This is a genomic window from Streptomyces sp. NPDC004647, from assembly GCF_040609575.1.
Lineage (GTDB): Bacteria > Actinomycetota > Actinomycetes > Streptomycetales > Streptomycetaceae > Streptomyces.
The window spans coordinates 61,425-76,282 of the sequence record NZ_JBEXKU010000021.1 but is presented as its reverse complement, the minus strand read 5'-3'; the positions used below and the strand labels follow the sequence as shown (position 1 = coordinate 76,282).

The following is a 14,858-nucleotide window of genomic DNA, read 5'->3' as shown; positions in this document are numbered from 1 at the left end:
GGGCGCCCCGCCGTTCACCTGACGGGACCGTAGACTCGGTGACGCCGTAGACACGCCTCGAACGAAGGATCCCAGGGTGATGACAACCCCGCAGGACCTGGTACTCATGGCTGTGCATGCCCATCCTGGCCCGGAATCCACCAACACCGGAGGAGTTCTCGCCCACTACGCCCGTCAGGGCGTCCGCACGGTCCTTGTCACCTGCACCAATGGGGAGTTCGGCAAGGGAGCCGGTGGTGTGGAACCCGGCGAGGCCGGCCACGACCCGGCTGCGGTGGCCGTCACTCGCGTCGCGGAACTGAAAACCGCCTGCGGGCATCTGGGTGTGAATGACCTCGAACTCCTCGGCTATCACGATTCGGGCATGCCTGAATGGGAGCTGCGTCATGAGCCCGATGTGTTCTGCAACATCCCCACCGACACCGCCGCGAGCCGCCTCGCCGAGCTCATCGACCACTTTCGGCCACAGGTCATGGTGACCTACGATCCCGACGCCCCCTACCGGCACCCCGACCAACTGCACACAGCCCGAGTCACCCACCGTGCCATCGACATCGCAGGTATTCCCGTGCGTCGCTACAACGTCGCCATGGGGACCACGTACTGGCGGCACATCCGCAACGCGGTGCTGCGTGCAGGTCTCCCCGATCCCTTTCCGGACCCCGAACTCTCGGCCGAACTCGCGCACATCGAAGGACGCATCACCACGACCATCGACGTCAGCGAAGTGCTGGCGCGCAAACAGGCCGCTGTCCTCTCCCACGCCGGCCAGGTCGGAGGAACGTGGATCGAGAAGCTCTACGCAGCCGAACTTCCGGCAGAACTCGGGAAGGAGACCTATATCCGCACCCACGGCGCGACGGCCGCCCCCGCCGCTGAACGCGACCTTTTCGCCGGAATCCGCGCCGTCTAGAGTGGCGGCGAACCATCCCCTGACAGGACCTGGAGTGACGGTCGTGGACGATTCCCGTCTGGCCATCCGCGCGACGCGTTTATTCGACGGGAACAGCGCGCATACGGGCCCGGTCATGGTCCTGGTCGACGACGGGCGGATCACCGCCGTCGATTTCACCGGCGCCGACCCGCCGGAGGGTGTGGCTCTGACGGACCTGGGGGATGCCACCCTCCTGCCGGGACTGGTGGACGCGCACAGCCACCTGGTCTTCGATCCGGACGGCGCCGCCGAGCAGCAGATGCTCCATGACGACGACGCCACCGTCCTGGCACGGATGCGCCGTCACGCCGCCCGCGCCCTGCGCGCCGGGATCACCACCATGCGTGACCTCGGTGACCGCGGATATCTCGCGCTGAGGCTCCGGGAGGAATACGCCGACGGGACGACGGGGCCGCAGATCGTCGCGGCCGGCCCGCCCATTACCCGCCGCCGCGGACATTGCTGGTATCTCGGCGGAGAGAGCGACGGAAGGGACGAGGCGGTCGCCGCCGTCGCCTCCCGCGCCCGCCACGGGACGGACCTCGTCAAGATCATGGCCACCGGAGGCATGTCCACCACCGGCTCCGATCCCGGAGGATCGCAGTACGACCTGGCGGAGCTGCGGGCCGTCACGGAAGCCGCCCACCAACTGGGGCTGCCTGTCAGCGCGCACGCGCATGCGGCGGCCGGTATCGCCGACGCCGTCACCGCCGGGGTCGACGGCATCGAGCACTGCACCTTCATGACCCCGACCGGAGTACGACTCGACCCCAGGACGGTCGATGCCATAGCCGCGGCCGGCACGTTCATCGGCTGCACCGTGGTCAAGCCGCGCGACGGCATGCCCGGTGAAGTCCTGCGGACCATCGAGCCCTACTGGGAGAACCACGCCCATATGCAGCGCCGCGGCGTGCGCGTCATCTGCTGTACCGACGCCGGGATCAACCCGCACAAACCCCACGACGTACTCCCCAGCGACCTCGTCTACTTCGCCGCCCAAGTGGCGACCAACACCGAGGCGCTCACCTCGGTCACCTCGCTCGCCGCCGAAGCCTGCGGTCTCCGCCACCGCAAGGGCCGCATCGCCCCCGGCTACGACGCCGACCTGCTCGCCGTAACCGGCAACCCCCTGCACGACATCGGCGCGGTACGGCAGGTCCGCGCCGTCTACCGCGCGGGACGACCGGCGGTCCCGGACCGTCAGGAAGATCGTGTGAGCCGGTGAGCCGGTGAGCCGGTGAGCCCGTGATCCGGTGCTCCGGGAGAGGTGACGGGAGGCGGCCGAGGCCCCAGCCCTTCGGCGCGGGGCCCGGCTCAGGACTCCTCGATGGCGTCCATCGCGCGGGAGAGCCGCTCCAGAACCCGTACGGTCTCGGCGAATTCGTCAGGACCGAGCTGGTCCGTCAGCCGCTGGGCGAGATCCGCGTGGCCCGGTCCGATGCGCCCTACGGCCTCCCGGCCCCGATCGGTGGGCCGGAGCAGCTTGGCCCGGCGGTGCGCCGGATTCGGTACGTACTCCGCGAGGCCCTTCTCCACGAGCAGGTCCGCGATGCGCTGCACGCTCTGCCGGGTGATGCCCATGGCGCGCGCGATGCCGGACACCGGCAGCGGCTCGTGGAGTACGGCGCCGAGCACCTGCCACCAGGCGGCGGTCAGGCCTGCGGGCTTCGCCAGCCGCTCGGCGGCCGAGATGAACTGGCCGCCCAGCCGGAACACCGCCAGCGCCGTACCGGACAGCATCTCCGGCTCGGTCATGCCCCGCCCGGTGACGTCCCGCCCCGTCCTCTCCTGCTGGGTGGTGCCGGGCCCGGTCACGCGCTCGCGCCCATCAGGACTGGAAAGGCGGTCGGGTCCGAGTGCTTGAACAGCCGGTACCAGGCGTCGAGGACCTTCGGCTCCATCACATCCAGCTCGGCCAGGATCTCGCGGGCGAAGGCGACCGGCTGGGTCGGGCCCGCCGAGATCAGCCCGCGGTCGTTCACCGCCTCAGCATCCGTCCGGTAGCGGTCCGCGCCCCCGTACCCGGGCTGTCCTGCCAGGTACTCGGGCGCCGCGCTGGTGTGGTCCCGGTCGTCGAAAAGACCCTCCCGCGCCAGACCCGCCGTTGCCCCGCAGATGGCCGCGACCGGTACCCCGGCGTCCAGGAACTCCCGCGCCTTCCGTGCGAAGGGCGCGTTCTCCTCGCCGGTGAGCCAGAGCCACGCGCCGGGGAGGATCAGCATCGCGCTGTCCTCCGGCCGCAGCGCGTCCAGCGCCAGGTCGGGCAGGATGCGCAGCCCGCCGGAGGTGGTCACGGGCCCGTCGCCGGTGGCCGAGACGTACACGACGTCGATCTCCGCGCGGGGAGCGCGGTGGTAGGTGGTGTCGTGGAGGTGCGCGGTCGCGTGGCCGATCTCCCAGTCGGCGAGGGTGTCGTAGACGGCCACGTGCACGGTCCTGCGGTTCATGGCTCCTCCTCGGTTCCGGGGCGAGTCCCCGTAGGCAGCATACTGTCAAAAAGGCAGCATGCTGTCAATCGTCTGTGCGGCCGGAGCCGGCGCGGCCGGAGCCGGCGGACCCGACAGGGTGCCGGGCGACGTGGTCGAAGCCATACACCTTGGCGGTGTCAGCAGATGGCGGCTGATCCCTACGCTGGGGCGCATGACCCCTCATGCAGATCCCCGGGCGGGGAAGGCCGTCAAGGCCGCCGACCGCGCGCACGTCTTCCACTCCTGGTCCGCGCAGGGGCTGATCGACCCCCTGGCCGTCGCGGGCGCGGAAGGCTCGTACTTCTGGGACTACGACGGCAACCGCTACCTCGACTTCTCCTCCCAACTGGTGAACACCAACATCGGTCACCAGCACCCGAAGGTCGTCGCGGCCATCCAGGAGCAGGCCGCCAAGCTGTGCACCATCGCGCCGGGCTTCGCCGTGGACGTACGGTCCGAGGCCGCCCGGCTGATAGCCGAGCGGACCCCCGGCGACCTCGACAAGATCTTCTTCACCAACGGTGGCGCCGAGGCCGTGGAGAACGCGGTCCGGATGGCCCGGCTGCACACCGGACGGCCGAAGGTGCTGTCGGCCTACCGCTCGTACCACGGAGCCACCGCCGCCGCGATCAATCTGACCGGTGACCCGCGCCGCTGGCCCTCCGATACGGGAGCGGCCGGTGTCGTGCACTTCTGGGGCCCCTTCCTCTACCGCTCCAACTTCCACGCCACCACCGAGGCAGAGGAGTGCGAACGCGCGCTGGCCCACCTCGAGCAGCTCATCGTCTTCGAGGGGCCGCAGTCCATCGCCGCGATCATTCTCGAGACGGTGGTCGGCACCGCCGGCGTCCTCGTGCCGCCGCCCGGATACCTCGCCGGGGTCCGCGAGATCTGCGACCGCCACGGGATCGTCTTCGTCCTCGACGAGGTCATGGCGGGCTTCGGCCGTTCGGGCCGCTGGTTCGCGGCCGACCACTTCGACGTGGTGCCCGACCTGCTGACCTTCGCCAAGGGCGTCAACTCCGGCTACGTCCCGCTGGGCGGCGTCGCGATCTCCGCCGAGATCGCCGCGAACTTCGACCGGCGGCCGTACCCGGGCGGCCTGACCTACTCCGGCCACCCGCTGGCCTGCGCCTCCGCCGTCGCGACCATCAACGCCATGGCGGAGGAGCGGATCGTCGAGAACGCCGCCGCGATCGGCGAGACGGTCCTCGGCCCCGGTCTGCGCGCCCTCGCCGAACGTCACCCGAGCGTCGGGGAGGTCCGCGGCATGGGCGCCTTCTGGGCGCTGGAGCTGGTCAGGGACCGTACGACCCGCGAGCCGCTGGTTCCGTACAACGCGTCCGGCGAGGCCAACGCCCCGATGGCCGAATTCGCGGCGGCGTGCAAGCAGCGCGGTCTGTGGCCGTTCGTGAACATGAACCGTACGCATGTGGTGCCGCCGTGCACGATCACCGAGGCGGAGGCCAAGGAGGGCCTGTCGGCTCTCGACGAGGCCCTGTCGGTCGCGGACGCGCACACCGTCTGACCGCGACAATCCGGTAAGTCTCCGGACGGCACGGAAGCTACGGCGACGGGGCGCTTCCGGTAGGCGTACGCCCTGCCGGAAGCGCGCCGTCCGCGTGCTGTCCGCGTGTTGTCCGGGCGCAGCCGACGGTGAACGGTCCCGCGGCGGGCGGACCGCATATCGTGAGCCCGGGCCGCCCCACCTGCGGGCCCGCGGAAGGAGACGGACGGATGCCGGGGAGTGGGCACAGCCGCGGTGACAGCGGCGACGACAGTCGTAGTGACAGCCGCGGCGACGGCCGTAGTGACAGCCGTACCGGCTCCGGTGGCAACACCCGCGGTGACAGCCGCCGTGGCGGCGCAGGCCACTCCGGCGTCACCCGCAGCACCCTGCGGCAGCAGATCGCGGACGCGCTGCGCGACGAGGTGCTCGCCGGGCGGCTGCCCGCCGGGCGCCATGTCGCCGTGAAGGAGATCGCCGAGCAGTACGGCGTGTCCGCAACTCCCGTCCGCGAGGCGCTCGTCGATCTCTCGGCCCAGGGCCTGGTGGACCTGGAGCACCACCGCGGCTTCGCGGTGCACCGCTTCACCCCGGACGACTTCCGCAGCATGATCGAGGCCCGGGTCCTGATCGTCGACGGCATCTTCCGGTGTGCCACTGACCGCCTGCTGAGCGCGGTCACCCCCAGGGCCCTCGCCTCCGTACGGCGCCGGGCGGAGGAGGCGGAGCGGGCCTCCCGTGCGGGGGACCTGGACATCCTCATCGGCTACGACCTGAGGTTCTGGCGTGAGTTGGGTCACCTCGTCGGAAATCCATATATCTCGGACCTGTTGGACCGGGTGCGGGTGCAGAGCTGGGCCTTCGCCGTGCCGTATCTGCGGCGGGCGGGGGACCTCAGAGGGCGGCTCTGGAGCGGCCACAGCGAGCTCGTCGAGACCGTCGAAAGCCGTGACCCCGCCGCCGCGCAGCGCATCATCGCGGAGTGCAACGACCATGCCCTGCGCCTTCTCGACGAGCTGATGCGGGCAGATGCCGCCGGGGACTGACCCGATTCCCGACGGCTTCCCTCCCGCGACCGGTCCACCGGGAATTCCTGCCGCTTCAGCCGCAACCCGCGTGGCCCTGACAGGGTCTTGTCATCGACCGTCGTCCGCACGGACCCGTCCGGCTTCCACAGGGCCGGTACCGTTCACACGGTCGACCGCGGTAAGCACGAGGCAGGAGGGGAAGGCATGGACGCCGTAGACCGGGCGGCAGATTGGGCTGCTCTGCCCGCTCCCCGGCCGCAGCCCCCCGGCGAGAGCGGTTCCGCCGAGACGGCCGCCGTCATCGACCTCTCGGTGGTCATCCCCGCCTACAACGAGCAGCACCGCCTGCTGCCGGGCATCGACGAGGTCTGCCGCTACCTCAGCGCGATCGGCTGCCGCTGGGAGATGATCGTCGTCGACGACGGCTCGACCGACCGCACGGCCGCCGTCGCCGCCGAGGCCGCGGCCGCCGAGTCCCGCATCCGGGTGCTGCGCGCGCCGGTCAACCGCGGCAAGGGCCATGCCGTACGGATCGGGATACGGGCCTCCCGCGGCAGCCGTGTGCTGTTCTGCGACGCCGACGCCGCGACACCCATCGAGGAACTGGCCCGGCTGCACGACCGGCTGGACGAGGGCTACGCCGCCGCGATCGGCTCGCGCGCCCGCCCCGGGGCCCGGATAGAGACCCGCCAGCATGTGCTGCGCGAGCTGCTGGGCAAGGCCGGCAACCGGCTCATCCAGGCCATGGCGGTGCCCGGGATACTCGACACCCAGTGCGGTTTCAAGCTCTTCGACGGCGACAAGGCGCGTAGGGCCTTCGGCCGGGCCCGTACGGACGGCTGGGGCTTCGACGTCGAGATACTGCGCTTCTTCCACGCCAACGGCTGGCGGATAGCGGAGGTGCCGGTGCGCTGGGCGCACCGGCCGGGTTCCAAGGTCGGGCCCTTCGACTACGCCAAGGTGCTGGCCGAGATCCTCCGGGTCCGGCTGCAGCGCGACGGGGACGACGACGTGACGGGGACGGCGACGTGACGGGGACGGACACGGGGACCGGTCACGCCCGGGACAGCAGGGCGGACGCGGTGGGCGGCGCCGAAGCGGTGGGCGACCCCGAAGCCGGGCGCGAGACGGACGCTGCGGGTGGGACGGACCCCGTGAGCGTGGCCGATGCTGTCGGTGAGGCTGTCGGTGAGACGGACGCGGTGCGCGAGGAGGAGAGCGCCACCCCGGCCCGGCGCTCCCTGGGCGACCGCATACGCCCGGCCGCCCTCGCCGTGCCCCTCGGCTACCTGCTGGCCTCGCTCCTCCTCTACGTCCACCTCTGGGCGGACCTCGACCGGCGCTACCTCGTCGACAGCATGCGCGACCAGAACCAATGGGAGTGGTTCTTCGCGGTCACCGCCCACAACGTGCTGAACTTCGACAACCCGCTCTTCTCCACCCAGCAGAACTTCCCGCTGGGCGTGAACCTGATGGCGAACACCGTCATGCTCGGGCTGTCCGTACCCCTCGCCCCGGTCACCGCCCTCATCGGCGCGACAGCGACCTGGGCGACCGTACTGACGGGCGGTCTCGCCGCGACCGCCACCGCCTGGTACTGGCTGATCCGCAAGCACCTCACCCGCAGCCGCGCCGCGGCCGTCCTCGGTGGTGCCTTCAGCGCCTTCGCGCCGCCGATGATCTCGCACGCCAATGCCCACCCCAATCTGGTGGCGCTCTTCGCGATCCCGCTGATCATCGACCGGGTGCTGCGGCTCTGCGAGGGCCGGCGAACCGTACGGGACGGGATCGTGCTCGGGCTGCTGCTCACCTGGCAGATCTTCCTCGGCGAGGAGTCGCTGCTGCTCGCCGCGACCGGGCTGCTGTTCTTCGGAGTCGCCTACGGGTGCCTGCGCCCGGCCTGGGCGCGTACTGCCGTACTGCCGCTGATCCGCGGACTCATGGTCGGCGCCGCGGTCTGTCTGCCGCTGGTCGCCTACCCCTTGTACTGGCAGTTCTTCGGCGATCAGAGCTATCACAGCATCCTGCACGGCCCGACCGGCAATCCGCCGCTCTCGCTGGTGGAGTTCTCCGGCCGTGCCCTCGCGGGTGACAAGGAGACGGCCGCGGCATTGTCGATCAACCCGACGGAGCAGAACGCTTTCTACGGCTGGCCGCTGGTCTCGCTGCTGATGGGCATCGCGGTGGTGCTCTGGGGCAAGGCGACCGTACGGGCCCTGACGGCGACCGCGGCCTTCGCCGCCCTGCTGTCGCTCGGCGCCTGGATCCCGCTGCCGTTCACCGATACGGAGGCGCCCGGCCCCTGGTGGGTCTTCGACAAGCTGCCGCTCTTCGAGTCGGTGATCGAGTCGCGCTACGCGATGGTGTGCGCCCCGGCGATCGGCATGCTGCTGGCACTGGCCTGGACGTCGGTCGCCGAGTCGGCGGCGGCCGTACCGGAGATGGACTCCGAACAGGACCGCCGCAGCCGGGCCCTGGTGATCCGCGTGGCCTGCGGGCTCGCCCTGGCCGCCGCTCTGCTGCCGATCACACCCAAGCCGCTGGAGACCGTCGACCGGCCGGACGTCCCCACGCTCGTCGCAGGCGGCAACTGGCGCTCGTACGTCCAACCCGGCCAGTCCCTCGTCCCCGTACCACTGCCCTCGCCGGGCGAGGCGAGCGCGCTGAAGTGGCAGATCGACGCGGACTTCGGCTTCCCGCTGCCCGGCGGCTACTTCAACGGGCCGGCCGGGCCCGACCGGGTCGGCACCTACGGCGCCGTGCCCCGCCCCACCAACGACCTGCTCACCGGCGTCCGTTACAGCGGCCGCATCCCGGTCATCGGGCCGGACCAGCGGCGGGCGGCCCGCGAGGATCTGAGATTCTGGCGGGCGGGCGCCCTGGTCCTCGCGTCGCAACCGAACGACGAGGCGCTGCGGATCACTGTGCAGCGGCTGCTCGGCAGTCCGGGCGAGCGGGTGGGGGACTCCTGGGTGTGGAACGTCGGCTGACGCAGCGTTGCCGGCGCATTACGCTGTCCCGACCATCGCTGTCCCACCATCTCTGAACTACCGTCCGAACCGATGCCCGCCCCGAAAGAGAGCGAGCCCCCGTGGCGTGTGACCTGTGGCTGGTCCCCCTTGTCGACGTGCTGTGCCACAGCCCCGACAACCCCTTCGCCGAAGAGATCGCGACCTACGACAAGGCCCTGAACGAAGCCGGGCTCCCACCCGTACCCGTCTTCGGCTACATGCCGGGCCTCTCGGGGGACGTCGCCCCGATCGCGGGGTTCGACTACGACGCGCTGCACTTTCTGCGCCGCGCCTATCTGCTGCAGATCTGCGGACTGCCGGTGACCCCGGTGGATGAACTGGGCGGCGACTACGAGCAGTTGCTGGAAATGTTCGAGGCCACGGCCCAGCAGTCCCACCTGGTCTGGCACTACGACCACGCGGGCGCGTACGTACCGGTGGACTTCGCACACCCGCTCGCGAACGAGGAACTGCTCGCGGGGGGCGGCCCCCTGGGGTCGAGCAACGGCATGCTCCGCGAACTGGAAGCGGTCGCCCCGGCGATCGGCATCGACCCGGCGATCCCGCCCCCGGCGCCCGCCGCGCCCGGTCGTCCCACCTCACTGGAGGAGCCCGCGGCCACGGCTCCGTACGACGACAGCCCGTACGCCCGCGAGCGGCACGTCTGGCTGGGCCTGCACGCGGCGGCGACCCGGAGCCTGGGCCAGGGCTCGATGATCGTGTTCAGCTGAACCACCGCGTGGACGCGGGGAGTCGGTTTCCGGCCGGAAGGTGCGCGGGCCCGGCCCTGTCGTCTGCCGGCCCTGGAGCGGGATTGCCCCGCTGCCGCGGCCGGACGGCGGGGCCGGTCCCGGTGCGGGACCGGACGGCTGCGTGGCGTCCCGGGCACGTGACGGCCTCTTCTCCTGATCCTTCTGATCCTCCTGATCGGGGCGAGTCTCCCCCGGTCCCCGGAGCGGGCTCTTCAGCGGGGCGAGCGGTCAGCGAGGCGGTTCGGGGGGCCGCTGCCGCGGCATGTTCGGGCGGGCGCCGGGGGGCAGCGGCAGACGGCCTGTGGGCTGCCCGTTCTGTTCCGACCGCGTGCCCCACGGCACCAGCGTCTGGGTGAGCAGCGGCGCGGGACCGGTCCGGAACTCCAGCATCCAGTCCGCGGTCTCCGACCGTACGAGCTCCGAGACGTCCTCGGAGAAGCGCCGCAGGACCGTCAGACAGCGCTCGGCGGCCTCGCTCGCGGTGCCCTCGGTCGGCCCGAGCACTTCGCGCACGCTCTCCGACGCCCAGTCGAACTGCAGGGCTTCCAGCCTGCGCTGCACGGCCTGGGCGGTGCCCACATCCCGCATCCAGCCGGACGTCAGGCCGAAGAACCGGTCGCTGCCGACGCACGCCGCGGCGAGCAGCAGGCCCAGACAGCCCCAGCCGGCGCCGTCGCCGAGCACGCCGGTGAGGTCCAGCAGCGGCAGCGAGGATCCGACGGAGGCCGCGGTGACCGCGCCCAGCCGAAGCGCTCGGGCGCCGCGCCGCTTCCACAGCCGTTCCGCGAGGTACCAGTCGACAGTGCGGAGCGCGCGGCTCTCGACCCAGGCGTACAACTCCTCGAGGCGCTCTGCGGGCTCCCCCCAGTCGCCGAGCGGGGCGGGCCGGCCGAGCAGGTCGGCCTGCTTCCTCCTGCCCTCCTCCCGAGTGGGTCCCTCGGGATGCATGTCCGGCTGGCTCACCCGTGCGCTCCCTCTGCGATGGCAATGCGGTCATGTGCGATGCGCGCGTGATGAATGATGCGCTGCCTGCACGGCCCTCTTTCCTACCGCCGAAAGGCTGGCCACGCGGGCAAGATCGCAGGAATTCCGCTCGGAAGTGGTGTGTGATCAGGTATAGGCGCGGGCGCCGACTCACCCGAAAGAGTGCCGGCCTCTGCCGGTGCCGGATGCCGGCCGGCGCGGCCACCTTGATCGTCGAGGTGCCTGCCGTCTCCCGCCTGCCGAACCAGCGGGCCGCAGCGGTGCGCCTGCCTCCGCGGCATACGGCGGCTCGTGCAGCGGCTCGTACGGTCGTGCCCCACCGTGCCACGCGTCGGCCCACTGCCGGGCGGGCGGACGAGGGCAGGCCCGTCGCACCGGGGGCGGATCGGCAAGGGGGACCCCCGTCCACGAGGGGCGGCGCGCCTGGCCCGGGCCCAGGGCAACTACTCTGAACCGCGTGAAGGTCCTTGTCATCGGCGGCGGCGCCCGCGAACACGCCCTGTGCCGCTCTCTCTCCCTCGACCCCGACGTCTCCGCGCTGCACTGCGCCCCCGGCAACGCCGGCATCGCCGAGGTCGCCGAGCCGCACCCGGTGGACGCCCTGGACGGTCCGGCGGTGGCCGGCCTGGCGGCGGAGCTCGCCGCCGACCTGGTGATCGTCGGCCCCGAGGCGCCGCTGGTCGCCGGTGTCGCGGACGCGGTCCGCGCCCGCGGCATCCCGGTCTTCGGCCCGTCCGCGGAGGCGGCCCGGCTTGAGGGCTCCAAGGCCTTCGCCAAGGACGTGATGGCCGCGGCCAACGTACCCACCGCCCGGGCGTACGTCTGCACCACCCCGGACGAGGTCGACGCGGCCCTCGATGCCTTCGGCCCCCCGTACGTCGTCAAGGACGACGGCCTCGCGGCCGGCAAGGGCGTCGTCGTCACCGACGACCTCGAGGCCGCCCGCCGGCACGCGCTGTCCTGTGACCGCGTGGTCATCGAGGAGTTCCTGGACGGGCCCGAGGTCTCCCTCTTCGCGGTGACGGACGGCGTGACGGTCCTGCCGCTCCAGCCCGCCCAGGACTTCAAGCGCGCGCTGGACGCGGACCAGGGCCCGAACACCGGCGGCATGGGGGCGTACTCCCCGCTGCCGTGGGCGGACCCGAAGCTCGTCGACGAGGTCATGGAGACGGTTCTCCAGCCGACGGTGGACGAGCTCCGCCGGCGCGGCACCCCCTTCTCGGGTCTGCTCTACGCCGGGTTGGCGATCACCTCGCGCGGTGTGCGGGTCATCGAGTTCAACGCCCGCTTCGGCGACCCGGAGACCCAGGTCGTCCTGGCCCGTCTGAAGACGCCCCTCTCGGGGCTGCTGCACGCGGCCGCGACGGGCTCCCTGGCCGAGTTCCCGCCGCTGCGCTGGAGTGACGGCGCGGCCGTCACGGTCGTCATCGCCTCGCACAACTACCCGGGGACGCCGCGCACCGGTGACCCCATCGAGGGGCTCCAGGAGGTCGCGCGGCAGGACGAGCACGCGTACGTGCTGCACGCGGGCACGGCGCGGAACGCCTCGGGGGAGGTCCTGAGCGCCGGCGGCCGGGTTCTCTCGGTGACGGCGACCGGTGCGGACCTGACCGAGGCACGTACGCGTGCGTACCGCGCGGTCTCCCGAATCCGCCTGGACGGCTCGCACCACCGCACGGACATCGCCGCGGCGGCGGCCGAGGGCTGACCGAGCGACGGGCGTACGGTCGTACGGACACGGCGGTCGTACAGGTCACGGCGGTCGTACGGCTCGAGCTGTGCGTCGGCCGTCACAGCGGTGCATACCAGCGTGACCGTGCAACCGAAGCGCGTTGGCAGCGGAGGGCCTGAGCCGAGCCGCCGCCGTACCGGCACACGGGCCGGGGACACGGGTGGTTCCACCGCCGTACGGGGCACGGCTCGCGGCGCGGAGCCAACCCCAAAGCCGTACGCAGCGGAACGGGCTTTGACCAAAGCCATTCCATCGAGTGACCGCTCCGTCATACGGCTGACGCACGCCCACCCCCCAACTAGTGTTCCGCGAAAGTGGAACCGCGTGGCAAATGCCCCGCGTCCGGCGAGCAGTCCGGCAACTGGACCACTGGCATTGCGATGCCGGTGCCCGGTGCCACAGTGGGGGAGTGGGCAAGCCGCAACAGGCAGCGGCGCCGCCACAAGGCGGTGGCGCAGCAGCCAGTAGGGGGTGACCTTCGATCGTGTCCGAACCGTCCGGTACGGAGCCATGCACGCACTTCGCGCGCTCAGGGGCGCTTGCGGTGCTGCGGGTCCGCAGTACCGCGCTGGCCGTCGCCATGCTGCCCGCGGCCGTTGCCGTGGTGCTGCTCGTCGCGGCGGGCACGGGCAGGATCGGTGGCGCGGGCTGGGACGCGGTCCGCTGGTCCTTCGTGGCGGCGGCGGTCGTCGCGCTGCTGCTGGCGGCCTGGGTCGCGACCGTGGTCGTACGGGCCCGCCCCGCCGTCAGCCCCACGGTGCCGATCGCCGAGGAGATGGCGCCCGACCTCTACCGGCTCGTGCGCGACCTGGCGGACCGCCTCGACGTCCCCGCCCCGTCGGCCATAGCGCTCACCCCCGACTGCGACAGCTGGCTGGAGGACCGCACCCATCTCGCCGTCCGCGGTACCCGCCGTGGCCACGGTCCGCCGGTGCTGGTCATCGGCTCGCCGTTCCTGTGGTGGATGCGGGTGGCGGAGCTGCGCGCCGTGCTCGCGCCGGTGGTCGCCGGGACCGGACCCTCGGCGCACCCGGATATAGCGGCCGCACGCCGGTTCGTACGGGGCCTGGACGCGGCCGTGGCCGTCTCGGCGCGCCGCCCGGCCCTGGCGTTCGTCGGCTGGACCGCGCGGCTGTTGCTCCGCGGCTGCTGTGACCATGCCGCGGAGATGGAGCGCGGCGTGGCCGCCGCCGCGTCCGCCCGTGCACAGACGGTGGACTACGGCCTGCGGATCGTCGCCCAGGAACAGGTCGGGCTGGCCTACGCGGGCTGGGACCGGCTGCTGACGCGGGTGGCCCTGCCCGCCTGGCGGATGGGCCGCTGGCCGTCCCGGCTCGATGCGGGGGTCGTCTCCGCGCTGACCGAGCTGTCCCGCCGCGACCGCCTGGCCGAGGGGTTCGCCTCCCGCCTCGGGGAGCGCCCCGCCTGCGACCTGCTGGAGGAACCGGGCTCGGTGGACGAGGCGGCGTCACTGCTCGCCGCGCGGCTCTTCCACGGCGGTCCTGCGACGCCGGGCCCGGACTGGTCCCCGGTCGACTGGGCCACGTACCCGGAGGAGGTGGTCGACCGCAAGTGGCGCCTGGAGGCCGCCCGCCTGCACCGCATCCTCGACGAGCTGCCGCCGCCCGACGGAGCATCGGCCGCCGTCACCGTCAGGGCCGTCCCAGCAGTCGCCGGTCCGCCCCCGGAGCAGCCCCTGGAGGGATCCGGCGCGCCGGCCGACGACCTGAACACCGCCGCCCCGACCACGCGCACAGACCCGGCCACGCGCACCGCCCAGCGGGCCGGTGGTGGTGCGGGCGTCGGCGCGAGCGGTTCAGCTCCCCATGGCGGGCCCACCCTCGCACGGGTCGTGGACCGCCTCGCGGCCGCGGGAGGCGTCGGCCTGGGCGAGAAGCTGGCCGAACTGCTCAGCCAGGAGATGGCCCGGGAGGAGGAGGCGGCCGCCCGGCGAGCGGCCCGTACGGCGGCGGCACAGCACGCGGACGGCACCGGGAACGAAGCGCCGGCCGCGCTCGCCCCGGACCTGCCGGCCGTTGCCTGGACCGACGCGGCCGTCGCGCCGGTCTTCCCGATCCAGGCACCCCGGACGGGCCGGGAGCTGCTCGCCGACCACATCACCGCCATGGTCTGCTGCGCCGCCGTGGACACCGCGGGTGCCAGGCCCGGTCTGGACTGGCTGGACGGGCCCGTGCTGCTTCTGGCGGGCAAGCGCGGAGCCGATCTCGGCACCCCCGTCCTGAACCTCGTCGAGGACGGCGACCCCGTCCCGCTACAGGATTGGCTCGCCACCGCCGGCGTCCGGCCCGAGAAGCCGGTTCGCCTGGTCTAGACGAGTGAGGACCAGACGGGTGCGGTCGCTCTGTGTGTGTTTGTGTCACTTGATCACCCTGCGACAAGCATCGCCGCACATCGAATCGCCACGAACAGTTACAGACATGG

The 14,858-nt window shown here is 72.1% G+C and carries 12 protein-coding genes; 9 read left to right on the top strand and 3 right to left on the bottom strand.

Annotated features, from left to right (window positions below; translation table 11 throughout):
- The first annotated feature begins 79 nt into the window (after positions 1-79).
- Both ABZW18_RS12245 and ABZW18_RS12240 read left to right on the top strand, forming a co-directional pair.
- Complete coding sequence (locus tag ABZW18_RS12245; protein ID WP_356185780.1) at positions 80-913, top strand: PIG-L family deacetylase; 834 nt, start codon at positions 80-82, stop codon at positions 911-913.
- Positions 914-956: 43 nt separating this feature from the next.
- Positions 957-2,159: an amidohydrolase family protein gene (locus ABZW18_RS12240; protein WP_356185779.1), complete on the top strand. Its 1,203-nt coding sequence runs from the start codon at positions 957-959 to the stop codon at positions 2,157-2,159.
- An 89-nt stretch (positions 2,160-2,248) separates the two neighbouring features.
- Here ABZW18_RS12240 and ABZW18_RS12235 read toward each other — a convergent pair whose 3' ends face one another.
- Together ABZW18_RS12235 and ABZW18_RS12230 are read right to left on the bottom strand one after the other, a co-directional pair.
- On the bottom strand, positions 2,249-2,689 hold the full coding sequence (locus ABZW18_RS12235; RefSeq protein WP_356185845.1) for a MarR family winged helix-turn-helix transcriptional regulator: 441 nt from the start codon (positions 2,687-2,689) through the stop codon (positions 2,249-2,251).
- Positions 2,690-2,745: 56 nt separating this feature from the next.
- Positions 2,746-3,381 carry a DJ-1/PfpI family protein gene (locus ABZW18_RS12230; RefSeq protein ID WP_356185777.1) on the bottom strand — a complete coding sequence of 212 codons (636 nt, stop codon included), beginning with the start codon at positions 3,379-3,381 and terminating at the stop codon, positions 2,746-2,748.
- Between the two features lie 193 nt (positions 3,382-3,574).
- On the opposite strand from ABZW18_RS12230, the gene ABZW18_RS12225 reads away from it, so the two are divergent.
- The 5 genes from ABZW18_RS12225 to ABZW18_RS12205 all read left to right on the top strand — a co-directional run bounded on the left by ABZW18_RS12225 (position 3,575) and on the right by ABZW18_RS12205 (position 9,679).
- Positions 3,575-4,930 (top strand): aspartate aminotransferase family protein, encoded by a 1,356-nt coding sequence (locus ABZW18_RS12225; RefSeq protein ID WP_356185775.1) that lies wholly within the window; start codon positions 3,575-3,577, stop codon positions 4,928-4,930.
- Between the two features lie 209 nt (positions 4,931-5,139).
- A complete protein-coding gene (locus ABZW18_RS12220; protein ID WP_356185773.1) occupies positions 5,140-5,955 on the top strand; it encodes a GntR family transcriptional regulator in 816 nt (271 codons plus the stop codon).
- Between the two features lie 186 nt (positions 5,956-6,141).
- Positions 6,142-6,969, top strand: coding sequence for a dolichyl-phosphate beta-glucosyltransferase (locus ABZW18_RS12215; protein WP_356185770.1), 828 nt, complete (start codon positions 6,142-6,144; stop codon positions 6,967-6,969).
- Positions 6,966-8,927, top strand: coding sequence for a glycosyltransferase family 2 protein (locus ABZW18_RS12210; protein WP_356185767.1), 1,962 nt, complete (start codon positions 6,966-6,968; stop codon positions 8,925-8,927). Before ABZW18_RS12215 ends, ABZW18_RS12210 begins: the two co-directional genes overlap by 4 nt.
- A gap of 101 nt (positions 8,928-9,028) precedes the next feature.
- A complete protein-coding gene (locus ABZW18_RS12205; RefSeq protein ID WP_356185764.1) occupies positions 9,029-9,679 on the top strand; it encodes a hypothetical protein in 651 nt (216 codons plus the stop codon).
- A gap of 249 nt (positions 9,680-9,928) precedes the next feature.
- Here the strand turns inward: ABZW18_RS12205 and ABZW18_RS12200 are convergent, their stop codons facing one another.
- Positions 9,929-10,663: an SLATT domain-containing protein gene (locus ABZW18_RS12200; RefSeq protein WP_356185762.1), complete on the bottom strand. Its 735-nt coding sequence runs from the start codon at positions 10,661-10,663 to the stop codon at positions 9,929-9,931.
- A gap of 478 nt (positions 10,664-11,141) precedes the next feature.
- Between ABZW18_RS12200 and purD the strand changes: the two genes are divergently transcribed.
- Both purD and ABZW18_RS12190 read left to right on the top strand, forming a co-directional pair.
- Positions 11,142-12,392, top strand: coding sequence for a phosphoribosylamine--glycine ligase (gene purD, locus ABZW18_RS12195; protein WP_356185759.1), 1,251 nt, complete (start codon positions 11,142-11,144; stop codon positions 12,390-12,392).
- 604 nt (positions 12,393-12,996) lie between these two features.
- The gene (locus ABZW18_RS12190; protein WP_356185842.1) at positions 12,997-14,748 is read left to right on the top strand and encodes a hypothetical protein; all 1,752 of its coding nucleotides are present in this window, start codon (positions 12,997-12,999) and stop codon (positions 14,746-14,748) included.
- Positions 14,749-14,858: the final 110 nt, after the last annotated feature.

Coding starts and splice junctions, on each gene's coding strand:
- ABZW18_RS12190 (WP_356185842.1), top strand. CDS start 12,997: ATGCTGCCCGCGGCCGTTGCCGTGGTGCTGCTCGTCGCGGCGGGCACG.
- ABZW18_RS12220 (WP_356185773.1), top strand. CDS start 5,140: ATGCCGGGGAGTGGGCACAGCCGCGGTGACAGCGGCGACGACAGTCGT.
- ABZW18_RS12225 (WP_356185775.1), top strand. CDS start 3,575: ATGACCCCTCATGCAGATCCCCGGGCGGGGAAGGCCGTCAAGGCCGCC.
- ABZW18_RS12235 (WP_356185845.1), bottom strand. CDS start 2,689: ATGACCGAGCCGGAGATGCTGTCCGGTACGGCGCTGGCGGTGTTCCGG.
- ABZW18_RS12215 (WP_356185770.1), top strand. CDS start 6,142: ATGGACGCCGTAGACCGGGCGGCAGATTGGGCTGCTCTGCCCGCTCCC.
- ABZW18_RS12245 (WP_356185780.1), top strand. CDS start 80: ATGACAACCCCGCAGGACCTGGTACTCATGGCTGTGCATGCCCATCCT.
- ABZW18_RS12230 (WP_356185777.1), bottom strand. CDS start 3,381: ATGAACCGCAGGACCGTGCACGTGGCCGTCTACGACACCCTCGCCGAC.